This is a genomic window from Mesorhizobium sp. CAU 1732 (assembly GCF_039888675.1).
Classification (GTDB): Bacteria; Pseudomonadota; Alphaproteobacteria; order Rhizobiales; family Rhizobiaceae; genus Aerobium.
Genome location: NZ_JBDQQR010000004.1, coordinates 225195 through 245951, shown reverse-complemented (window position 1 = coordinate 245951; position 20757 = coordinate 225195). Strand labels below are relative to the sequence as shown.

Sequence of the window (20757 nt, the reverse complement as noted above, 5' to 3'; positions counted from 1 at the left end):
CAGCCTCCTTCTAGATCAATAATCTAGATAACATCTTCATTGTGATCCTTCAACCAAATGATCTGGATCGCGGCTGCTCCAGCGGTTCTCCAAGCTTACTCGTCAGGCGCCCAGTCTGACATCTGCAATACGGTCCCGCCGAGTTTCTGGAATGCACGCTGGCGGCACGAGAAGACGATGATCTGCTGCTCGCGCGCCTGGCGGTGCAGCGCGTCGAACATCTTCTCGATGCGGTCGTCGTCGGAATAAACCAGGGCGTCATCCAAGATCACCGGCGCCGGGCGGCCATCCTTCGCCAGGAGGCGTGCGAAGGCGAGCCGCGTCAGCACGGAAAGCTGCTCCCTCATCCCGCCGCTGAGGCGCTCGACATCCTCTTCCTGGCCATTGCGCAATATCTTGTGTGGCAAGAGTGTCTTGTCGTCGAATGTGATCGAGACGTCGTCGAAGAGCAGCCCGAGCAGTGGCCGCAGTTCGGACATCACCGGCAGGAGATACGTCTCGCGCGCCTGTCTCCTCGCGGTCTCCAGGGAGGAACGAAGCCGCTGCAGCACCGCGACCTCCTTCTCGTAGCCCGCAACGCGTATATTTGCCGCCGCGAGGGCGTCGACAGTCTCGCGCCATCTCTCCTCGACCGCATCTTCCGAGCGGGCTCGTATTTCAGCGGTGAGGCCGGCGATCTCCTCCCGCAAATTGCTCATCTCCTTCTCAGCCGCCTCTGCGACGGAGCGGAAACGGCGCAGTGTCGCCTCGGCCGAAGCGAGATCGATGACTTCCTTCTGCAATTGCTCGACGGCCGCCTGCTGCTCTGCCAGCCGGGTGTCGAGGTCCGCCAACCGCGCGGCCATCCGACCTTCGCGTTCGACGCGCGTTGCCTCCGGCCCGAGTGTAGCCTCCACCTGTGTCCGCTCGGCGTCCACCCCGGCAAAGGCAGTTTGTGCCGCGACGACCGCATCGGCGGCGGCCGTCTGCATCGGCTCGACTGCACGCCAAGCCTGCCGCGCGGCCAGCCGCCTTGTCTCAGCCGCCTCATGCGCGGCTCGAACTTTGGATGGATCTTCCTTCAGTTCGAGCACGTCGCCTGTCATCGCCCGATGCGCCGCCACGTCTTCCCGAAGTTGCGGCAACCCGTCCGGCGTGAGCATCGACAGGCGCGTCCTCTTCTCGCGCAGATCGCCCTCCTTGCGCTGCGCTTCCACCTGTCTCTTGCGCGCGGCCGCAAGGTCGTTGACGCCCATTGAAGCAAGGAGCATGCGGCGTTGTTCCTCCGACTGCCGCAACTGCTCATCGCCGCCGGCCGGACGGCTGGATCTTAGCGTGACCAGACCAACACCAGGGATCGCCAGCTCCGCTTGCCCGCCATAGCTGCGCGGTTCGCCGTCCTTCAGCGACTCGCCGTCGAGGCGGACGGCCGGCGCCTGCGGCTCGTAGGCGATTGCAACAAGAGGACGGTCAGCCTCGGCGACCGCCTTGAGCTTGGCGATCTCGACCTCGAGCGCTTCGAGTTCCGTCACGGCTTTTTCAGGCAGTCTCAACAGTGCCAGCTCTGCCTCTTCCGCCTCGATTTGCGCGCGGATAGTCTCGGCCGCTTCCAGCTTCTGCTCCAGGCTGGCCAACCGCTCAGCGGCTTCGCGCGCAGTCAGCGCGGCATTCAGGCGAGCCAGGAGAGCGCGTGCTTCCTGTTCCTCCGTTTCCGCAATCTCGATATCCGCATGTGCCCTCGCTGCCGCGGCAGCAACCGCATCGCGGTTCGCAAGCGCTCCCACGCGCCGGCGTTCGGCCTCGCCGAGCTTGATCTTGATACTGGACGCCCTTTCGAGCGCGGTCCCGAAATCATTGTGCTCACGGTGCGCATTATCCCGCTGCTCCCGAAGGAGTCCGAGTTCCGCTTCTGCCGCACGAAGCGTCTCAGATCGGCTCTTCGCTGCATCGAAGGTTGCCTGTGCCGCTTCGATGGCCTTTCTCCGCTCTTCGCGATCCTCGGTGCGGTCGAGTCCGGCAAGCCGCTTTGCCGACGCTGCACGTTTGTCGAGCGCCTCGCGAAGGGTCTTTACCTCGCCGCCGAGCTTGCTCTCCTGCTCTTCAAGCCTGTCGCGCTCGTCGGATGCTGCGGCATAGCGTTCTCCAGTCTTGGGGCGTCCGGTCGGCGTGACGAGCCGGCCCAGCGCCTCTTCGATGGCGGCCATTATCTCGGACATACGGCGCCCGCCGGTGACAGCCTCGACCTCGCCTTGCACCGATTGGAGCAGGCTTGTACGAACCTTCGTCTCGCCCTCTTCCTCGGACTTGTTGCGCCTCTCGATGCCGGTCACGCCCTGGCGCACCCACAGCAGGCCGGCCGGTCCGGCTGTTCCGCCCCGTACAAGGCCGGCGATGAAGTTCTCGGCTTCGTCGGCCTGCGCTACCAGTCGGCCGTTCGCGATATCTATGACGCGTGCGGAGCCCCTGCCATAAAACTGCTTGGTGATGCGAAACGCGCCCGCCTCCGTCGAGATATCTGTTTCGACCAGCGGATTTCCGCCGCTGTAGGGCCGCAGATTCCTGACATCGCCTGCGGTGCTCGAATGGGGCTGGAAGAACAGCGCGTGCAGGGCCTCGAAACTGGTCGACTTGCCGAATTCGTTGACTGCACAGAGCACGTTCACGCCGTCACCGATGCCTTCGATGGCGACGCCGCGTCTGGCGAACCGCTTCACGTTGAACAGACGCAGGGCCGAGATCTTCATGGGGCGACCGTCTGTGCATAGGCATAGAGCCGGCCCAATGCCGTCCGTGAGATTTCCCGCTCCTCAGCAGAGCGGGCCACATCGTCTGCCTCGGCAAGCAGCGCGTCGGCTGCCTCGCGCAGCGCGCCCGCCCGGTCGATGGCGTCGAGGTCTCCAGCCTCGCATTCGGTGACCAGCGCCTTATCGTCGAATTCAAGTTCGGCGAAGTCAGGCCGCGCATTCTCGACCGCGGATGCCAGCGCGGTGCGAGCTTGAAGGCGTGCCCGGCCGCCGGCAACGATTGTGACCAGCGCCTGCCGCCTCAGCCGAGCTTCAGGAAGGAGTGCTTCCATGCGCGCAACGGCATCGTCACCGTCGAGGAGATCGAACGCCAGAGTGCGCCAGGAGAAACTGCCCGTCTCGAGCGGGGTTACTTGCGGAAGCGCCGACGATCCGTCGAGCGACACAAGCAACGCCTCGCCCGGCCGATCGTGTTTGAAGCGGTCGGGCTCCGGGGTGCCGCTATAGCGTGTGCGCTGATCGATCTCGACGCCGCCGTGCCAATCGCCGAGCGCGAGGTAGGAGAGACCGGCGCGACGAGCGCGATCCGGCGCGATCACATCGAGCCCGTTGTCTTCTTCGGAAAAACTCCGAACCGCGCCATGGGCGAGGCCGATGCGGATCGTCCCGTCGCCCGTGACCGCGCCGTCCATCCACTCGGAGAGATCCCGCCCCGGCCGCCGCGTCGTACAGGGCGCTGGCAATAGCGTGACGCCGGGCGCAAGGTCGAGTGGCGTCACCTCGACAGCAAGCGTCACGTTCTCAGGTGCCTCGGCGCGCAGCGTCGACCAGAGTTGCGCGGCCTGCAATGAGTCGTGGTTGCCCGGCAGGATCACCCAGCGGATGGGCGCATGATGACGCATCTCGGCAAGCGCCTGTCGCCGCACTTCCGGCGCAGGGGTCTCGGTGTCGAACGTGTCGCCGGCAAGCAGGATCGTCGATGCACCCTTGGCCCGCGCATGCTCGCCAAGTCTGCCGATCGCCGCGTGCCGGGCCTCGCGCAGCTTGGCGGGCAGGTCGCCTGAGAACTGCCCGAAGCGCTTGCCGAGATGCAAGTCGCTTGAATGTAAGAATCGGAAGGTCATCAGGGAGTTCTATCCTGCATTGCCATGTGAACGCGAGCGCGGGCGATTGCCTCGTCGAGCTTTGCTCTCGCGGTCGCGGCAAGCGCTTTAACCCCCAGAAGTCGGCCATGTCACGAGCCGGATCTGGCTTGTCGAGTAGATCGTGATTGTCGATGGCGACCGATGTGAGCTCGGCAAGGGGAATGTCGGCGATCGCGCGCCGCGCCTGTTCAGTCGCAGAAGGTCGGTATGGCAGCACATACGTTATGTGCCCTTTCTTCCAGACGAAAACGCCGCTGGATTCGCTCGTCGTATCGTAGCCGCGCAGGTGGAGGTCGATCCTCTCGCGAATGCGGCCGCCCGGCGGACCGCTTCGTGACGATGAAGCGCGAGCGAGATCGCGCACGCACCGAAGCCGATCTGCTTGAACGGCTTTCCGAAACGGACCCATTGACGGGATTGCTCAACCGGCGGGCGATCGAGGGACAGTTCGCGCAGCTTCGAGCCGAAGGCTTCGCCACATTGGCCGTCATTGATCTCGATCATTTCAAGGCGATCAATGACGTAAACGGGCATGCGGTTGTTCCCGGCAAAGCAGGAACTGATCCTCGATCGACGCCTCGCGCTGGTTGTCGGACGAATAACGGGCGTAAAAGGCTGCGCGGGTCATGGCGGTGGCCTCCGTTCGGTCAGTCCTTGATGGCATCCTTCGGCATCGGCGGCGCGTCCGGTGCCCGGTCCAGAAGTCGCGTCAGGTCGCCGCGCTTCGCCGTGCCAGCGCGCGCCTTGAGAAAGTCGGCGGCTGTCTCCACCGCACCGATCTTCTGCGCGACCGCCGACACGATCCACTGATTGAGCGAAACGCCGTCCTCCATGGCAAGACGCGCCGCCGTCTCTTTGAGCGACTGCGGCAGTTGCAGCGGATATTTGTAGCGTTGGGTCTGCGTCATGTGTTCAGTCTCCTGACGATCTCTCCTGGCGTTGCAATAGTGACGCCCAGCTTGATGGTCGGGCGGAAGGGTATGCGGTCTTCATCAATTTTGCACTCTGAGTCATTTTGCTGTCACATGGGCCTTCGTGTGAGATCATCCCGGGTGCAAGCTTCGGTCCGTGGTCGGCGCGGTGGCCGCCAACATGATGCTGGTTCAATGCAATTCCGATGTGCCCATCTCATTGGCGTGCTCGACGGTGATCGGCAACAGTCCTGACCACGGAGGGCTGCCATCGTCGTTCGACAACTCAGTGCGGCAATCCGTCGACGCCCGTCAGTCCCGCCTCGGCGAAAAGTGTTTGGAGCGCGGAGGCCTCATCTGGCCTTACGATCGCGGCGACATAGCCGTCAGGTCGAACGAGCACCCATTCGCCGGATACCAGTTCGTATGCGTCGCGGAAATGGCCACCCACGTCCTGTAGCTCGCAACCGGCTCCAACCTGGTGAATGTGCAGGCCATTTCTTCCCTTGGTGATAGCGTGCTCGGCCTCAAAACCTATGAGCGTCCAGTGCGGGCCGGTGAACAAGTCGAAGAGGCGTCGGGAACATCCGGCAGCACCATGCAGCGGCGCATCGGGAGCGCGATCTCCGGCATGCAACGCGCCCATGCGTCCGGGCGAATTTGCAGCGAGCGGCGACCCGGGATATCCGGTGTCTAACTGGTGCACCTCGCGACCGCGCCGCATCTCCCCACGCCTTGCCGCCTCAAGAAGGCCGGCTGCAAGCCCGAGCATCGCTTCCGCGACCGGACGCCGCTCGCTTTCATAGCTGTCGAGCAGACGATCCGGAGCGCCACTGAGTACCGCAGCCAGCTTCCACCCCAGATTATAGGCGTCCTGAACGCTGGTATTGAGGCCCTGGCCGCCGGTCGGCGGATGGATGTGGGCAGCGTCACCTACGAGGAGTACGCGGCCAATCTGGTAGCGGTCGGCGAGGCGGGCATTCATGGAGTAAGCCGAGGCCCAGGTCACCGATTGAATCTTCGCGACATTGCGCGCGGTTCGCTCGACGATCATTCGTTCGATTCCATCGGCCGAAAGGTCCACTTCGCCTTCCAGTGGAATGATTGCCTGGATCTGGAAAAGATCGGTTCCGGCGAGCGGGCAAACCGAGACCATTCGCTCCATGTTGCCACCGTTGAACTGGTGCCAGGCCTCGCGGTCGAGGCCGGTCAGCGCGACATCCGCCACCATTGCCCGCACGCCCAGAGTCTTACCGGGAAAACCGACGTCGAGAGCCCCCCGCACGAAGCTGCGGCCGCCGTCTGCTCCAATAAGATAGCGGCTGTGGACGACCTCTTCGCCGGCTGGTCCCACCAGGCGCGAAGTAACGCCGTCCTCGCCTTGTTCGAAGCCGACAAGTTCGTATCCGAATTCAACGCGATGGCCGAACTCCGCGAGCCGCTCGCGCATGAGCCGCTCTGTCAGGAACTGCGGGATCATCAGCGCCATGTGATAAGGCTCTGCCGGCGTTGGATCGTCCCGCTCGGCGACGTCCCGTTCGGTATAGGTGCCATCATTTTGATACTCGTGCATCCGGGGATAGGTGCCGCCTGCCGCGACAACCCGGTCGATGATACCCAGATCCTCAAACACTTCCTGGGTTCGCGGTTGGATGCCTTTCCCGCGTGAGCCGGAGAACGGCTGATCCATCCTCTCGATCAGGCGAAACGCCACGCCACGCCGGGCAAGGTCGATAGCAAGTGTGAGGCCGGCGGCGCCGGCACCGCAGATCAGCACTGCGAGAGTGTATTCGTCTTCCATTGCCACCTCCAATGTGTATGATGCACATATCATAAGGAGACGCCGGCGTGTCAACAAAAAAGGTGCATAATACATATATTAAAAAACAGCTGCCCGAGCTGTACCGTTCGCTCATCGACATCGCCAGTCTGATGAACCGCCCTGAGCGCGACGCGCAGATGCTGGAAATGGCCGGACTTACGCTCGAACGAGCACTTTTTCCTCTTCTCGTCATGATCGAGCGACGGGGACCGATCGGCGTCGTGGAACTGGCCGAAGGTGTCGGGCGCGACTACACGACCGTGAGCCGCCAGGTGGCGCGTCTTGAAGCGCTGGAACTCATCGAGCGCCGCTCAGGCTCCGCCGACAAGCGGGTGCGTGAGGCCGTCATCACACCGCGAGGAAAGGAAGCGACGGACGCCGTCGATGTGGCGCGGGAAAAGATGGCGTTGAACCTGTTCCGGGATTGGCCCCGCGAAGACTTCGACGCACTGATCCGGCTTATGCGTATGCTCGCCGATGGCATGAGCAGGCAGCCAGTTACCGGGAAATAGGTGGCTCAAATGGACGTGCCGGCGGGCGAATTGCCGCCAAGAGCTGGCCACCGGCCGATGAACCGCACTTGACGTTGGCCGTTCAGGTCCCGCGTCGATCAGTATCCGAACGTCATACGGTGAACACCGTCTGCTCTTAACCACCTGGCTCACTGCGACGGCCTTGACGGCGATCCGGACTTTGCCCGATCCGGTGATCGGATCGGTAAAATCCGCATAAACCGGCGACTGCCCGAATTCCTGAACGACCAATGCCTTGCGATCCATCTCATAAGTGCATGATGCACATATGAGATGGAGCAGCGCGTCGTTAATAATGTGCATTATACACTTTTCTGTTGACGACCCCCGCCTATCACAGCTATGTGCATACTACACATGATCGAGTGACGGCAAATCCCTGCGGAGCGAATTTGGTCATCCGCGACGCATGTGCGGTCAACAGCAGGGGCTCGCGAGATGAATGTCAACGTACTGACAGCAGGGGGTGGCAAGGAGACGCCAAGACTTGATTGGCGCGTGATGCTGCCGGTGTTCCTGAGCGTCAGCTTCTATGCAGCAAGTGCCGCCGCTGCCTTGCCGATTTTGCCATTCTACCTCAAGGAGATGGGCGGAACGCCGCTCATTTTCGGTATCGTGATCGCCACGGAAGCGCTCACCCAGTTTGTGGCCGCGCCTCTTGTCGGTCAGCTTTCCGATCGCCTGGGGCGTAAGAAAATCCTGCTGGCCACGCAGGCCGCCGCATTTACCAGCTTCCTTTTGCTCGCTCTTGCACAGACGGTGTTGCCAGTTCTGATGGCGCGCATGCTGTTCGGCTTGACGGGCGGGACACTCACCGCCGCAGTCGCCTACGCCGCGGACCACAGCTCCCCTGCCAACCGACGGCAGGCCATAGGCATTCTGAATGCCGCTGTCGGGCTTGGAGGTATCGTCGGAGCGGGGCTGACAGGCTATCTGTCCGACATCTCGCTGACCGTTCCGATTTACGCGGCCATGGCGCTCTCCGCGGCCAGCCTCGCCGTAACAACTATCTGGATCAAGGGCAGCCACGCAGCCTCCAACGGCGTCGATGCGTCAACCCGAAGCGACGCTTCTCTCGAAAAGGTCTCGTTCCGGTCGATCGTCAGTTCTCCCTTGATCCGAGTGCTTGTGATCGTGCTGCTCTGTTACTTCGTTGCCTATGGCATGTATGGCTCGCAGATCGCCAACTACCTTCAAGCGACCTTTGTCGGTGAAGGCAAATCGTTTGGACCGCGCGAGCTTGGCTACATCATGGCCGCGGATGGCGCGATCAACATCATCTTCCAGTTGTTCCTGCTGCAATGGATCGGGCGGTACTTCACGGAACGCCGGCTGATCGTTCTCATATGCGCCATTGTGGCCGTCGGCTACATCACTGTCGGCTTTGCGACCACGCTTCCGGTTCTCGTCCTTGCCATCCTTTGCGTCGGTGTCGGCGACGCACTGGCGCGCCCCACTTTCCTCGCGGCGCTCTCCGTCCATGCCCCGCGGGAGCGGCAGGGGATCGTGCTGGGAACGACCCAATCGCTGCTTGCCGCCACGGAGGCCGTCACTCCCGTAATCGCCGGCTTCCTCATCGGCCGAGCACTCTACGGAGTTTGGACTGGCGTTATCATCGCCTTCGTCGCGATTACCGCAGCGATTGCATGGACAAAGCTTCCGCCCACCGACCCGGAAGTTGAGGGCAGGTGAATCAATAAGCGTGCGGTTGCCGTGAAGATGGCAGCGCTCCTTATCAAACCGGCTCGAAAGAACCCGCTCCATGACAAGACACAACATTTCGGCAAACAGAACCGGCAGGCAGTCAGAAGGAGACACGATGATGGCTTCCGCTGTGAGAGACGTGCTCTTTCGCAACTATCCAAGGGTGCTGGTTGATCGCTTCGTAATCGGGCGATCTATGCGGACATTGATGATTTTCTTGTCCGTCACGCTGGCTCTGTCCGCATGCATGTACACGCCAGAGCGCGCTTCCAACGCCGAGGAGGCCGACCATGCCTTGATCGCGGGCTATGGTGAAATCCGCGCCTACCGCTATTCCCCGCGCAACGAAGCGCTTGCAAGGCATAGCGACTGGATGGTCAAGACCCAGTCCGCAAAGAAAAACATACTGATGATCTCCAGTGGTGGCGGCAGCGGCGCTTTCGGTGTCGGCGTACTCGCGGGGTGGACTACCACTAACACGCGCCCGCGTTTCGATGTCGTCACCGGCGTCAGCACCGGCGCCTTGATTGCCCCATACGCCTTCCTGGGTCCTGCCTACGACAAATTGCTGGTGCATCAATATACCAGCGGTGTCGCCCAGGAACTTGTCGCACTCAACGGTCCCCTCGGTTTGTTTGGCTCAAGTCTGCTCAAAGCCGGGCCGCTCAAAAGACATGTGGAACGATTTATCACGCCACATGTCCTCAACCAGATTGCCGCCGAACACCACGAAGGACGACGGCTGTTTGTTCTCACGACAAACCTCGACACCCAACGCGGCGTGATCTGGAACATGGGGGCCATTGCTGCAAGCGAAAACCCGGATGCGCTGAAGTTGTTTCGAGATGTTATCGTCGCTTCGGCAAGTGTCCCAGGCGTCTTTCCACCGGTCCAGATCCAAGCTGTGTCAAACGGTCGGCAGTTTCAGGAGCTGCATTCGGATGGAGGATCAATTTCCCAGGTTCTGACACCACCTCTTCTCGTGGAAAACGCACTTTTTTCCGAGAGGCAAGTTCAGCGGAACGTCAATTTATACGTGATCGTCAACAACGCGCTCATTCCCGAGTTCGATATCACGCCCAACAGGACGGTGCCCGCCCTGGGCCGAGCATACTCGCTCTTCCTGAAATCTCAGGCGCAAAGCGAATTGACTGCGCTTTACAACCATACCCGCCGCACGGGGGCAAGTTTCCATGTCGCGTCGATCGAGGTCCAGGTTCCCTATTCGATGCTTAATCCGCTCAGCAAGAAGTATATGCAGGCCGTGTACAGATTTGGCTACGAGCAGGCGGCCTCCGGGACATTGTGGAAGGATACGCCGGCCTTTCCGTTACAATTATCGCAGCCTCTTGCACGGTGATTTCCGTCATCACGAGAGTTGCCCGCGTTTGGCAATCTCTCATATGGCGCCTCATCAACCGGTTCGCCGACTGAAGTCGCCAGCCTACAAATGTGTATCATGCACTTTTTGATTTGACATGCCTCCATCCCCTCCCTTTTTCTATGTGTATAATACACATTACAAAGAGCCTCCGATGACAGACGAAGTTGATGCGCAGCGCCCGGCATGGCGAATAGGTGGGCCTGCTTCCGGTCATTGGAGATCGTCACCGTAAATCAGTGGGACGACGCCCGGCGTTTCCGCAGCGCAGCGAGCCTGACTTGGGGAGAGATAGATGCTGAAAAGCAGCCCTGACCGCTATGACGCGATTCCGATCACCATCCATTGGCTTGCCGCCATTCCCATCCTTTTGGCGCTTGGCTCCGGGTTTCAGGCGGGCAATGCTGTCGAGCAGGCCGTCAACGCTGGCTTCCTGCTCATCCACATTCCGGCCGCCATCATCACCTTGCTGCTGACAGCGTTCCGCATCATCTGGTGGTGGTTCATCGACAAAAAGCCGCTCCCGATGCGGGGTATGCCGGGTCGGCAAGAGCGGTTGGCGCGTGGCGTTCACCTCGCGTTCTATGTCGTCGTTCTCGGCATGGTCTTCCGCATACCGCCTGGGTGAAGCGCCTTATACGAAGACCATGAGATGGACCAATCTAGCAAGCAGACACGCTGCAGGTGAAAGGGCTGTGAATACCCTCATTTTCGCCCTACACTGTGCGTCCGAGGGTTGCTTGGGCTGATCGCGGGACGCGTAGAACAGTGCTGCCGGTGGCGCTATACCTGCGAAGGGCCGGATTACCTTCCTTTGGCGCGGGATCGTATCCAGCGTCTCGATGACGTCCTCGCCCAGCTTCGAGAGTCTGGTCGAGCCATAGCACGGGCAGCTCTCGGGTGCGGCGATCATGATGCGCTCGTGCGACAGATGCTCCGGAAATGCCCGCCGATCCGTTCCGGTGACGTGAACCTGGTTTCGTCACAACTCGATGAGGGACGCCAAATAGGAAGCTCCGAAGGGCAGTACTTCGTCGTTGAAATCAAACCAGGCGCTGTGCAGGATGCGGCCATTGTCATCAGGGCCGTTGCCGATCCATCCGTAGCATCCGGGCCGGTCTTCAAGCATGAAGGCGAAGTCCTCGACGATCATCGTCTGCGGCGGATTCGTCTCGACCTTGTTGAACACCGAGGTCGCCGCGATCTCTGCTGACCGCGCAGCGGCCTGCGAATTGATGAGCGTCGGATATTGCTGAGCGTAAGAGACCTTGCATTGCGCCCCAGTCGACAACGCGATGCCTTCCACGACGCGCCGTACGGCGGGCTCCGCTGCTGCCCGAGCGATGGGAGAGAATGCCCTCACAGTGCCTCGAATGGTGACCTTGTTTGGCAGGACGTTATAGGCATCGCCACCGTGAATTTGCGTGGCGCTGACGACGATCGCGTCCAGAGGGTCGGTGTTTCGCGAGGAAATCTGCTGAAGCGCGACGAGGATGTGTCCTGCCGTGAGGATGACGTCGGCTCCCTTGTGCGGCTGTGCCGCATGCATTCCGGTGGACGTCACCTCGGCCTCGAAGGCATCGCCCGACGCCATCATCGGCCCCGCTTTCACGGCGAAGGTTCCGACCTCCATTCCGGGCCAGTTGTGCAACCCGTAAATCTCGTCGCAGCGGAAGTTCTCGAACAGTCCTTCACGGATCATGCGCGCGGCGCCGCCGTCTGCGCCTCCCATCTCTTCGGCAGGTTGGAAGATGAAAACGACCCTGCCTGAGAAATTCCGGGTTTCGGCCAGATAGCGAGCGGCGCCGAGAAGCATCGTTGTGTGCCCGTCATGACCGCAGGCGTGCATAACGCCCGTGTTCTTCGATTGATGCGCGAAATCATTGCGCTCTTCAATCGCAAGCGCATCCATGTCAGCCCTGAGTCCGATGGAGCGTTCACTTTCGCGGTTGCCGTGAAGCACGCCGACAACGCCTGTTCCGCCCACGCCTTCAGTCACGTCGATTCCGTAGGAGCGAAGCTTTTCCGCGACAAAGCTGGCAGTTTCGTGTTCTTGGTAGGAAAGCTCGGGATGGGCATGAAGATGATGCCGCCACCGGGTCATTTCGTCGTGAAATTCGGCGATCCTGTTCTTGACGGGCATCTTCATTCTTTCCGCTTTTGTATGTCGTGATAGGCAAGCCGCAAATGCTCGCCTAGCGTTGCAAGCGCACCGGCCTCGTGGCCATCCCGGCAGGCCTGAAGCAATTTCCGATGTTCGGTCGCCGACTTTTCGGGTCGGACGACGATAGAACTCGCGATCACCTCGGCGAGAGCCGACGCCTTGTTCAATTGCTCGATGGTCCGCAAAAGTGTCTGCCGGTTTGACGGACGATAGAGGGCATGGTGAAATTCCCAGTTCAGTTCCGAAAGCTTCGACGGTTCTCGTTCCGCCTCGGCGGCGTCGAGCGCCATCTCCGCTCTGGCGAAATCAAGCTTGGTGTGGTGTCCAAAGGCGGATTGGAGCGCCAGCGGCTCCAGCAAAAACCGCATGTCAAACAGGTCGTCGACCATTCTTTGATCGAGCTTCGCAACCCTTGCTCCCTTGTAGCCGATCGTCTCGACCAATCCGTCGTCGGCAAGCGATTGGAGAGCGTGCCGCAGTGGTGTTCGACTGATGCTCAGTTGCTCCGACAATGCCTCCTGGCGCAATGGCTGGCCCGGCTGAAATATGCCGTTCAGGATCAGCGTCCTGATTTGGATGGCAGCCGATTCTGCCCGAGTCTCCTCTGTATCCGAAGTCACTATTGTATCCAATACTATCTCTATTAACCAGTGTCAACACCAGGCTCGTTAGCGGATTCGATCGATCAGAAGCGTACGAGTTCGTCGGTCTCTTCTGGATCCCAGCTTGAAAAGACTGCGAGGGCCATCCGCCTCGATCCATCAAAGCCATCGGGGTCGGTACCTTTCGCCAAACTTCCGCTCGATGGCGGAACAGGAGCATTGGTTCAAGGAGGGATCCTCCAGGCTCTATCACCTGCGCGGTCGCAAAGATCGCGCCGGCCCCTCGGTCTAGCAGATCGCTGCAATTCCAGAACGGCTTCGCTGTTGCGGGGACAGGATTCGAACGCGCGACCTCATGGTTATGAGCCATGCGAGCTACCGGACTGTTCTAACCTGCTGAAAAGATGCTGGGCTCGGAACAAAAGGATGGGAGCTTCTGTTTTGTTCGTTGGGCACTTGAATGGAAGGACGTGTTAGATGAAAAACCGCCTGTTGATAGCAGTAGCCGCGATTTCGATGAGCGTTGGATCCTCGTTTGCTGCCTGTCCTGACCAGTCGGCATCAAGCAGTGGCACTGAACAAACCACCGGTATTTCCAAAGACGGCACTCACGCACCGCTCGAGACACCGAAAGCGGAGAATGATGCGAGTAACGCCGTCAAGAAAGACGGTAACACTATGCCGCTCGCGAGCGAAGAGGGCGGTGGCGACAAGAACCTGGCCACGTCTCAGCAGGATGTTGAAGCCCAGCAGCAAGGGGACAAGACCGCCTCTGCAAAGGCTGATGACGAAGCGTGTAAAGATTGAGCCGGGACAGCTCATCGGGCTAGTCAATACCCCCCCTCGCGAGGGCGGGTTCGGGGCCGTGAAGTCGCTCTATTTAGCATCTTCCAGCAGCGCCCGGCGCACCGCATCCGGCTCCCGCTCGAGCACCTTGAGAAGCGCCGCAGGGGGCCGCTGATGCGCCGCTGGCCCTGTTCCCACTTCCGATAACCGGACACGCTCATGCCCATCAGCGGGGCCATCTGCGCCTGTGTCAGCTTCGCCCTTTCGCGCACCTCACGACGATGGAGGGGGCGTGGACGATGGCCAATCCGTCGTCCTTGGCGTGGGCCAGAGCTTCGCCATGGCCGCGGAGTCCCCTGACAGAGTCGATCCGCTCTTCGATTGTTCGACGCCCCTTCTCGAGGCGCACATGCCCGAGAAAGCCAAGCTGCTGCTCGTCCAGTAAGGGGCCGACGCACTTGTCCGGGAGTTGCGCGAGACCTACGCGTCGCGGGGACCAGCAGGTAGGCGCCGAAAGCAGGCTGGCCCTTCGCCTGACCGGTGATGACCTGTCGCGGCACGCCAGCTCACGGTTTGCGGTGAACCGCTGAACGTGGTGTTCAATTCAGGCCAGATGCATACGAGAGAAGAGCTGGAGACGCTCCATTCGAACAATCTCGACTGGTTCCGTGGCCAGTTCCCCGGTTTGCAGGGGGACTTATGCCGACGAACGCACGGGCGAGATCGTGCTGGATATCTACACTCCCGAAGCCGAAGCGGCGAATATCGAGGCTCTAAGGCGGGGAAGCCGAGTCCCGGTTGAGCGCGCCGGACGAGATGAAACTGGGCATTCTTATGTAATTGTTTTCAATATATAATTGATAACGACCAATCAAAGCGACTTCACGAAAACTTCCCACCCGTCGTCCTTGATAGCCTTGTCAACGGAAGCTGTGATGTCCGCACGATTGGTCTTGCGGAGTGAAGCGCGGCCGAAGCCATCGTAACCGAAGCGCTCCATCCCTTCCTTGGCAACAGTTTCGCACCACTCCCGTAGGGTCACCCTGGCTGGCAGCCAACAGGCTCCCGTCAAGTTTATGCCCGTCTGCTGACCGTGAATAATCTTGTTGCGGAAAACGTAGGCTTGATTCACGGCCATCCGCAGTTCCTTGTGTCTATCGCCATCCAGCGAGCAGGCTGCCTGCTTGGTGGTGCGTTCCCGAGCCTCTCTTTGGGCGAAGGATCGTTACCCGTAACGGGCCGAGACGACCGGCGGCTCGGGGCTTGCCTAGAGCCTGACCCGATAGGGACGCGCTCCTATGAATACGTTTATGCGCCAAGTCCCCGGCAGAGCCGTCCCGAAGTCCGACTAGCTATACGCGCTCGCGTATATCATAATTTTATACGCGAATGCGTATATGTCGTCCTCATACGCAAACCCGTATATTGACGCCGCGCCACTTCCTTCAGGCTGCCGAGATCGCGGGCGTCGGTTTGCCGTTGATGCGCACGATCTTCGAAGACCTCGCCGCGCGCGCCGAAAAACAAACCGACGCTGTCATTGCGAGTCTGCCGAAGGACTTTCCAGATCAGCTCGTTACGTCAGTCAGAGCTGCCGTGAAAAGCCGCGCTGGCCTTCTCGCCAATGCCCCAGGGGAGACCGCCGTGCTGAACGCCAGCGGAAACGCCTGACCATGACAGCGGCGCAGCGGCTCACAAGACGCGCATGGACGGGAGCGTTTCTACGCTCGCTGGGCCACGGCCAGGCGCTATCAGGCAGATGCCACTGATCCGAGGGCGGTGTCCCGAGAGGGAACGCAGGGACGAGCGATCTGCGAAGGTTATCGGATGGGCCAATGAGCCCGCTTCGAGTCAATGCAACGTTCGACCTTGTGAAACCCGATACAGCACGATCGCTGCTTGCAGCCATCAGTGCGGACAGATCCTTGAAACCCTCAAGGGAAACACCGCCAAGCTCCGCAAATTACAGATCCCCAGCCTAAGACAAAGACCTGCTCCTTTAAAGGGAATCATCGGTCACTCTGTTTCAGCGTCCGGTTTTTTCGCGCCATTCCGCATATTTCTTCTGGTTCTCTTCCTTCGTCGGCGGATAGAGGCCGATGATCGATGCGCCCGCATTGACCTCTCCAAGGACGAAATCCTCGAAGCTCTCCATGCCGCTGCATTCCTCCGCGATTTCTTCCACCAGATGAGCCGGGATCACCATCACGCCGTCGCCGTCGCCGACCAGCACGTCGCCGGGAAATACGGCCACATCACCGCAGGCGATCGGCACGTTGACGTCGAGCGCTTCATGAAGCGTCAGGTTCGTCGGCGCTGAAGGCCCTGCGCAATAGGCCGGCATATCCAGCGCGCCTATGCCCGCGACGTCACGAAACCCGCCATCGGACACAACGCCGGCCGCGCCGCGCAACGCCAGCCTCGTGATCAGGATTGAACCGGCGGTTGCCGCACGCGCATCCTTGCGCGCATCCATCACCAGCACCCAGCCGGGAGGGCACGTTTCCATCGCGACACGCTGCGGATGATCGGCATTGCGAAAGACGGTGAGCGGATTGCGGTCTTCGCGGGCCGGAATATAGCGTAGGGTGAACGCTTGCCCGACCATGCTGGAGGGTTTGGGCGACACCTGCCTCGCTCCCTGAATGAACTGGTTGCGGAGACCACGCTTGTAGAGCGCCGTGGCCACCGAAGCAGTCGAGACTTTTGACAATTTGGCGCGGGTTTCGTCGGAGAGGATGTAGTCGGTCATCAAGTGTCCCTCAAATCAGCGTGTTGTCGGACAGAAAGCGGTTCAGGCGCTCCCCCTGATTGTCTGTGAGTGGCCATGCCGAAGGTGGCCGTGTCGGGCCGCAGTCCAGCCCCTGGGCGATCAGGGCGGACTTGACGCCGGTGACGTTTGTGCCTGCCATTTCCTCAGCGCGGATTTCTTCGAAAACCTTCATTCCGGCGATCAATGCATTGGCCTGCGCATAATCCCCCGCCTCCAGAGCTGAATGGATCGCGACGGAACGCTCGGGCCACACATTGATCAGGCCTGACGTGAAGCCTCTGGCTCCTACCGCATAGAAGGCGGGCGCCCACACTTCGGCAAGACCGCCGACCCATACGATCGACGGATCGCAAGCTGCGCGAGCCTCCGCTAGACTTTGCGGGTTGGGCGTCGCCCATTTGACGCCTGCCACGCCGGGCAGCGCGCACAAATCGACAATAGCGCCCGTGCCGATGGCATCGTTTCGCAGGTAGAGCATCATCGGCAGCCCGCCGGACGCGTCGCTCAGCGCGCGCAAATAATCGACGATGCCGCGCGGTGCGACGAAAGGGTCAGGCGGCTGGTGGACCATCAACGCGGCAGCGCCCGCCTCGGCCGACACCCGCGCCAGCCGTTCGGCGTCACGAATGCCACGTCCCACACCGGCGATGACGGGCGCGCGTCCATCGACCATCGTCACCACATCCTGCACCATCCGGCAGGCCTCGTCGGTGGTCAGCGCATAGAACTCGCCGGTGTTGCCGTTGACGACAGTCAGGTGCACGCCAGCCGCGAGCGCCCTGTCGATGATCGGCTGCAATTTCTGCGGCGCGATATCGCCAGCCTCGTCATAGGGAGTGACAAGAATTCCGGAGATTCCGGTCAGCGCGCGGGAAAGGGTGAATGTCATGATATGGAGCCTCAGAAAATGTCCGGTTCGCCGGCAGTGCGGCCAAAGTCACGCTCGAGGAAATCGAAGTCGCAGCCTTTGTCGGCCTGCGTGACATGCTTGGAAAACATCCAGCCCCAACCACGCTGGAACCTCGGCTCCGGCGCCTGCCATTCGCTGCGGCGGCGCTCCAGTTCGGCATCCTCCACGAGCATGTCGAGCCGCCGTGCCGGAAGGTCCAGACGAATGATGTCACCGTTTTGCAGAAGCGCGAGCGGACCGCCTACATAAGCCTCCGGCGCGACGTGAAGAACGCAGGCGCCGTAGGACGTGCCGGACATGCGCGCATCGGAAATGCGCAGCATGTCGCGGTGCCCCTGTTTGATCAGAGCCTTGGGGATCGGAAGCATGCCCCATTCGGGGAACCCCGGCCCCCCCTGCGGACCCGCATTGCGCAGCACCAGAACGTGGTCGGGCGAGACGTCGAGATTTTCGTCGTCAATGGCTTTCTTCATGTCCGGGTAACTGTCGAAGACCATCGCCGGCCCCTCGTGGACATGATATTTCCCATCGCACGCGGCTGGCTTGATCACGGCGCCGGAGGGGCACAGGTTCCCGCGCAGCACCGCCAGCGAACCTTCATTGTAGACCGGGTTGGAAAGGGGGCGGATGACGTCGTCGTTCCAGACCTTCGCCCCTTCCAAATTCTCGCCCATCGTCCTGCCGGTGACCGTCATGGCATCCAGCGAAAGCCGGTCGCTGATCTGCGCCATCAGCGCCCGCAGGCCTCCCGCATAGTGAAAGTCCTCCATCAGATAGTCCTTGCCGGAGGGGCGCACATTGGCGATCAGCGGCGTCACGCGGCCAAGCGCGTCCAGATCGTCCAGCGTCAGGTTGACGCCTGCGCGCCGGGCCATCGCGATCAGGTGCACGACCGCGTTGGTGGAGCAGCCGGTCGCCATCGCGACGATCGCGGCATTGCGCACCGAAGCCTCGGTGACAATCAAATCCGGCGTCAGATCCTCCCACACCATGTCGACGATCCGGCGGCCACAATGGGACGCCATGCGCTGATGGCCGGAATCCACTGCGGGTATGGATGAGGCGCCCGGCAGCGTCAGCCCCATCGCATCGGCAATCGCCGTCATGGTGCTGGCCGTGCCCATGGTCATGCATACGCCTGCCGAACGCGCGATACCGCCCTGGACGCCGGTCCATTCCGCATCGGAAATGTTACCAGCGCGTCGCTCATCCCAGTATTTCCAGGCATCCGACCCCGACCCAAGATGCTGCCCGGCATAGTTGCCGCGCAGCATCGGACCGGCAGGGAGATAGATCATCGGAACGCCGACGGTAATCGCGCCCATGACGAGGCCGGGAGTGGTCTTGTCGCAACCGCCCATGAGGACGACACCGTCAAGCGGGTGAGACCGGATAGTCTCTTCTGTCTCCATCGCCAGCAAATTGCGATAGAGCATCGAGGTCGGTTTGGTGAAACTCTCGTCCACGGACAGGGACGGTATTTCGACGGGAAAGCCCCCCGCCATCTGGACCCCGCGCCGCACATCCTTGGCCCGCTCGCGGAAATGGGAGTGGCAACTGTTGAGTTCGGACCAGGTGTTGAGAATGCCGATGACCGGCTTTCCCATGAACTCTTCTTCCGAATACCCCAGTTGCATCATGCGCGAGCGATGGCCGAAGCTGCGCAGATCGTCGGGTGCGAACCAGCGCGCCGAGCGCAGGGTTTCAGGTGTTTTTCTTTTCAGGTTCGCCATTGTGCCTCCATGGGCTGGCATGCGTATGATTACAAAGAAAAAGCGGCTTGCTTCAAAGGCGCGGCGAGGCGCGCGCGGAACGCACGCCGGACCAAATCTGCCAACCGATCGACAGCAATGCCAAACCGAGAAATGCGCCCGATATCGGGTTCGTCATGAAACCGGTGAAGTCGCCCTGCGAAAGCTGTAGAGCCCGGCGGAAATTGGTTTCGGCCATCGGACCCAGAATGAAGCCGATGATAAACGGCGCCGTGGGAATGCCGCCTTTGACAAAGGCATAGCCGACGACCCCAAAGCCCAGAACCGTCCAGACATCGAAGACGCGATTGGACAACCCGAAAGCGCCGACCGCGCACAGGACCAGAATAACCGGCAGGAGGATGTGCCTGGGGATAGCCAGAAGCTTCACGAAGACTCTCAGGCCATAGAACTCGATAATCAGCATCAGGAACGCCGATACCAAGAGCGCGGCAAAGATCGTGTAGACCAGCGGCCCCTGAGTGATGAACAGCATCGGTCCCGGCTGAATGCCGTGAATCATCAGCCCACCCAGAAGGATGGCAGTTACAGCATCTCCGGGAATTCCCAGAGTCAGCAGCGGGATCATCGCACCGCCGATTCCGGCATTGTTCGCCGTCTCCGGCGCAACGACACCCTCGATCGACCCCTTGCCGAATTGCTCGGGCGTCTTGGAACGGTTTCGGGCAACGATATAGGCGAGGATATTGGACGTGCCCGCACCGATCCCCGGCAGGATGCCGATACCAATACCAATAAAGGAAGAGCGAAACGCATTCGGCAACTGGCCGACGAACTCCTTCATGGAGAAGCCAAAGCCGCGGATACCCTTCATCACCGGGGCCGTCACAGTCATATTGTGTCCTGCGCGGCCGGCCTCCGCGACCTTGATCACCTCGGCAATGGCAAACATGCCGACCAGAACGGTCAGGATGGAAAAGCCCGCATTCAGTTCCACGACGTCAAACGTAAACCGCCTGGTCGCATCGACCGGCGCAATGCCCACGGTCGAGACCGCAAAGCCGACGACGCCGGAAAATATCCCCTTCACCATCGATCCCGTCGACAAGGTCGCAATCAATGTCAGGGAGAAGATCGCAATCGCGAAATATTCATGAGGACCGAAGGAAAGGGCGACACGTGCCAGCGATGGGGCAATGAACATCAACGCACCAATGGAAAGCACGGTGCCGATGAAGGAAAAGACTATGCCGATTCCAAGCGCCTTCGCGCCCTCGCCCTTCTCCATCATCGGGCCGCCATCGAAGGTGGTCGCGATGGAGGACGGCGTACCTGGGATTTTCAACAGGATGGCGGAGATGAGGCCGCCCGACGTCGCGCCGACAAAAAGCGCCACCAGAAGCGCCATGCCTTCCGCGGGGCCTAGACCGTAGGTCATCGGCAGGCACAGCGCGATCGCCATGACGGCGGTCAACCCCGGAATTGCGCCGAAGATGATCCCGACGACCACACCCAGCGTGATGAGAAGGAAGACGTGCGGAGCAAAGACGTTGCTCAGACCGATGAGAAAGAGATCCATCGTGTTTCAACT

At 60.9% G+C, this 20757-nt stretch carries 18 protein-coding genes and 1 pseudogene; 8 read left to right on the top strand and 11 right to left on the bottom strand.

Annotated features, from left to right (window positions below; translation table 11 throughout):
* Positions 1 to 95 precede the first annotated feature (95 nt).
* Positions 96 to 2723: a DNA-binding protein gene (locus AAFN55_RS24955; RefSeq protein ID WP_347801702.1), complete on the bottom strand. Its 2628-nt coding sequence runs from the start codon at positions 2721 to 2723 to the stop codon at positions 96 to 98.
* Entirely contained in the window at positions 2720 to 3847 is a 1128-nt protein-coding gene (locus AAFN55_RS24950) for a DNA repair exonuclease (RefSeq protein WP_347801701.1), read from the bottom strand. Before AAFN55_RS24950 ends, AAFN55_RS24955 begins: the two co-directional genes overlap by 4 nt.
* 228 nt (positions 3848 to 4075) lie before the next feature.
* Between AAFN55_RS24950 and AAFN55_RS24945 the strand changes: the two are divergent.
* A pseudogene (locus AAFN55_RS24945) lies at positions 4076 to 4348 on the top strand (hypothetical protein); the annotation flags it as partial.
* Between the two features lie 167 nt (positions 4349 to 4515).
* Here the strand turns inward: AAFN55_RS24945 and AAFN55_RS24940 are convergent.
* Together AAFN55_RS24940 and AAFN55_RS24935 are read right to left on the bottom strand one after the other, a co-directional pair.
* A complete protein-coding gene (locus tag AAFN55_RS24940) occupies positions 4516 to 4776 on the bottom strand; it encodes a toxin-antitoxin system HicB family antitoxin (protein WP_347801700.1) in 261 nt (86 codons plus the stop codon).
* 289 nt (positions 4777 to 5065) lie between these two features.
* Positions 5066 to 6580 (bottom strand): FAD-dependent oxidoreductase, encoded by a 1515-nt coding sequence (locus AAFN55_RS24935; RefSeq protein ID WP_347801699.1) that lies wholly within the window; start codon positions 6578 to 6580, stop codon positions 5066 to 5068.
* A 47-nt stretch (positions 6581 to 6627) separates the two neighbouring features.
* Here AAFN55_RS24935 and AAFN55_RS24930 point away from each other — a divergent pair, with 47 nt between their 5' ends.
* The 4 genes from AAFN55_RS24930 (at position 6628) to AAFN55_RS24915 (ending at position 10847) form a co-directional block, all read left to right on the top strand.
* Positions 6628 to 7113, top strand: a complete 486-nt coding sequence (locus AAFN55_RS24930; protein ID WP_347801698.1) for a MarR family winged helix-turn-helix transcriptional regulator — start codon at positions 6628 to 6630, stop codon at positions 7111 to 7113.
* Positions 7114 to 7572: 459 nt separating this feature from the next.
* The gene (locus tag AAFN55_RS24925) at positions 7573 to 8826 is read left to right on the top strand and encodes an MFS transporter (RefSeq protein ID WP_347801697.1); all 1254 of its coding nucleotides are present in this window, start codon (positions 7573 to 7575) and stop codon (positions 8824 to 8826) included.
* A gap of 127 nt (positions 8827 to 8953) precedes the next feature.
* Complete coding sequence (locus AAFN55_RS24920) at positions 8954 to 10198, top strand: patatin-like phospholipase family protein (protein WP_347801696.1); 1245 nt, start codon at positions 8954 to 8956, stop codon at positions 10196 to 10198.
* Positions 10199 to 10514: 316 nt separating this feature from the next.
* Positions 10515 to 10847 (top strand): cytochrome b/b6 domain-containing protein, encoded by a 333-nt coding sequence (locus tag AAFN55_RS24915; RefSeq protein ID WP_347801695.1) that lies wholly within the window; start codon positions 10515 to 10517, stop codon positions 10845 to 10847.
* Between the two features lie 354 nt (positions 10848 to 11201).
* On the opposite strand, the gene AAFN55_RS24910 is transcribed toward AAFN55_RS24915, so the two are convergent.
* Together AAFN55_RS24910 and AAFN55_RS24905 are read right to left on the bottom strand one after the other, a co-directional pair.
* Complete coding sequence (locus AAFN55_RS24910) at positions 11202 to 12323, bottom strand: M20 aminoacylase family protein (RefSeq protein ID WP_347801855.1); 1122 nt, start codon at positions 12321 to 12323, stop codon at positions 11202 to 11204.
* Between the two features lie 41 nt (positions 12324 to 12364).
* Complete coding sequence (locus AAFN55_RS24905; protein ID WP_347801694.1) at positions 12365 to 13015, bottom strand: GntR family transcriptional regulator; 651 nt, start codon at positions 13013 to 13015, stop codon at positions 12365 to 12367.
* Positions 13016 to 13462: 447 nt separating this feature from the next.
* Here AAFN55_RS24905 and AAFN55_RS24900 point away from each other — a divergent pair, with 447 nt between their 5' ends.
* Together AAFN55_RS24900 and AAFN55_RS24895 are read left to right on the top strand one after the other, a co-directional pair.
* Positions 13463 to 13792, top strand: coding sequence for a hypothetical protein (locus tag AAFN55_RS24900; protein ID WP_347801693.1), 330 nt, complete (start codon positions 13463 to 13465; stop codon positions 13790 to 13792).
* A gap of 271 nt (positions 13793 to 14063) precedes the next feature.
* Entirely contained in the window at positions 14064 to 14216 is a 153-nt protein-coding gene (locus AAFN55_RS24895) for a hypothetical protein (RefSeq protein WP_347801692.1), read from the top strand.
* Between the two features lie 426 nt (positions 14217 to 14642).
* Here the strand turns inward: AAFN55_RS24895 and AAFN55_RS24890 are convergent, their stop codons facing one another.
* The gene (locus tag AAFN55_RS24890; protein WP_347801691.1) at positions 14643 to 14909 is read right to left on the bottom strand and encodes a hypothetical protein; all 267 of its coding nucleotides are present in this window, start codon (positions 14907 to 14909) and stop codon (positions 14643 to 14645) included.
* Between the two features lie 287 nt (positions 14910 to 15196).
* On the opposite strand from AAFN55_RS24890, the gene AAFN55_RS24885 reads away from it, so the two are divergent.
* Positions 15197 to 15442: a hypothetical protein gene (locus AAFN55_RS24885; protein WP_347801690.1), complete on the top strand. Its 246-nt coding sequence runs from the start codon at positions 15197 to 15199 to the stop codon at positions 15440 to 15442.
* A 355-nt stretch (positions 15443 to 15797) separates the two neighbouring features.
* Here the strand turns inward: AAFN55_RS24885 and AAFN55_RS24880 are convergent, their stop codons facing one another.
* Genes AAFN55_RS24880 through AAFN55_RS24865 form a run of 4 tightly spaced genes read right to left on the bottom strand, consistent with a single transcriptional unit; the run spans position 15798 to position 20745 of the window.
* A complete protein-coding gene (locus AAFN55_RS24880) occupies positions 15798 to 16523 on the bottom strand; it encodes a ribonuclease activity regulator RraA (RefSeq protein ID WP_347801689.1) in 726 nt (241 codons plus the stop codon).
* A gap of 10 nt (positions 16524 to 16533) precedes the next feature.
* A complete protein-coding gene (locus tag AAFN55_RS24875) occupies positions 16534 to 17433 on the bottom strand; it encodes a dihydrodipicolinate synthase family protein (RefSeq protein ID WP_347801688.1) in 900 nt (299 codons plus the stop codon).
* An 11-nt stretch (positions 17434 to 17444) separates the two neighbouring features.
* A complete protein-coding gene (araD, locus tag AAFN55_RS24870) occupies positions 17445 to 19187 on the bottom strand; it encodes an L-arabinonate dehydratase (RefSeq protein WP_347801687.1) in 1743 nt (580 codons plus the stop codon).
* A gap of 52 nt (positions 19188 to 19239) precedes the next feature.
* On the bottom strand, positions 19240 to 20745 hold the full coding sequence (locus tag AAFN55_RS24865) for a tripartite tricarboxylate transporter permease (protein WP_347801686.1): 1506 nt from the start codon (positions 20743 to 20745) through the stop codon (positions 19240 to 19242).
* Between the last annotated feature and the right edge of the window lie 12 nt (positions 20746 to 20757).

What these genes read in the sequence shown, in the direction of transcription:
- AAFN55_RS24920 (WP_347801696.1), top strand. Translation starts at nt 8,954, where the DNA reads ATGATGGCTTCCGCTGTGAGAGACGTGCTCTTTCGCAACTATCCAAGG.
- AAFN55_RS24935 (WP_347801699.1), bottom strand. Translation starts at nt 6,580, where the DNA reads ATGGAAGACGAATACACTCTCGCAGTGCTGATCTGCGGTGCCGGCGCC.
- araD (WP_347801687.1), bottom strand. Translation starts at nt 19,187, where the DNA reads ATGGCGAACCTGAAAAGAAAAACACCTGAAACCCTGCGCTCGGCGCGC.
- AAFN55_RS24865 (WP_347801686.1), bottom strand. Translation starts at nt 20,745, where the DNA reads ATGGATCTCTTTCTCATCGGTCTGAGCAACGTCTTTGCTCCGCACGTC.
- AAFN55_RS24925 (WP_347801697.1), top strand. Translation starts at nt 7,573, where the DNA reads ATGAATGTCAACGTACTGACAGCAGGGGGTGGCAAGGAGACGCCAAGA.
- AAFN55_RS24900 (WP_347801693.1), top strand. Translation starts at nt 13,463, where the DNA reads ATGAAAAACCGCCTGTTGATAGCAGTAGCCGCGATTTCGATGAGCGTT.
- AAFN55_RS24875 (WP_347801688.1), bottom strand. Translation starts at nt 17,433, where the DNA reads ATGACATTCACCCTTTCCCGCGCGCTGACCGGAATCTCCGGAATTCTT.
- AAFN55_RS24890 (WP_347801691.1), bottom strand. Translation starts at nt 14,909, where the DNA reads ATGGCCGTGAATCAAGCCTACGTTTTCCGCAACAAGATTATTCACGGT.
- AAFN55_RS24910 (WP_347801855.1), bottom strand. Translation starts at nt 12,323, where the DNA reads ATGACCCGGTGGCGGCATCATCTTCATGCCCATCCCGAGCTTTCCTAC.
- AAFN55_RS24880 (WP_347801689.1), bottom strand. Translation starts at nt 16,523, where the DNA reads ATGACCGACTACATCCTCTCCGACGAAACCCGCGCCAAATTGTCAAAA.
- AAFN55_RS24940 (WP_347801700.1), bottom strand. Translation starts at nt 4,776, where the DNA reads ATGACGCAGACCCAACGCTACAAATATCCGCTGCAACTGCCGCAGTCG.
- AAFN55_RS24955 (WP_347801702.1), bottom strand. Translation starts at nt 2,723, where the DNA reads ATGAAGATCTCGGCCCTGCGTCTGTTCAACGTGAAGCGGTTCGCCAGA.
- AAFN55_RS24950 (WP_347801701.1), bottom strand. Translation starts at nt 3,847, where the DNA reads ATGACCTTCCGATTCTTACATTCAAGCGACTTGCATCTCGGCAAGCGC.
- AAFN55_RS24915 (WP_347801695.1), top strand. Translation starts at nt 10,515, where the DNA reads ATGCTGAAAAGCAGCCCTGACCGCTATGACGCGATTCCGATCACCATC.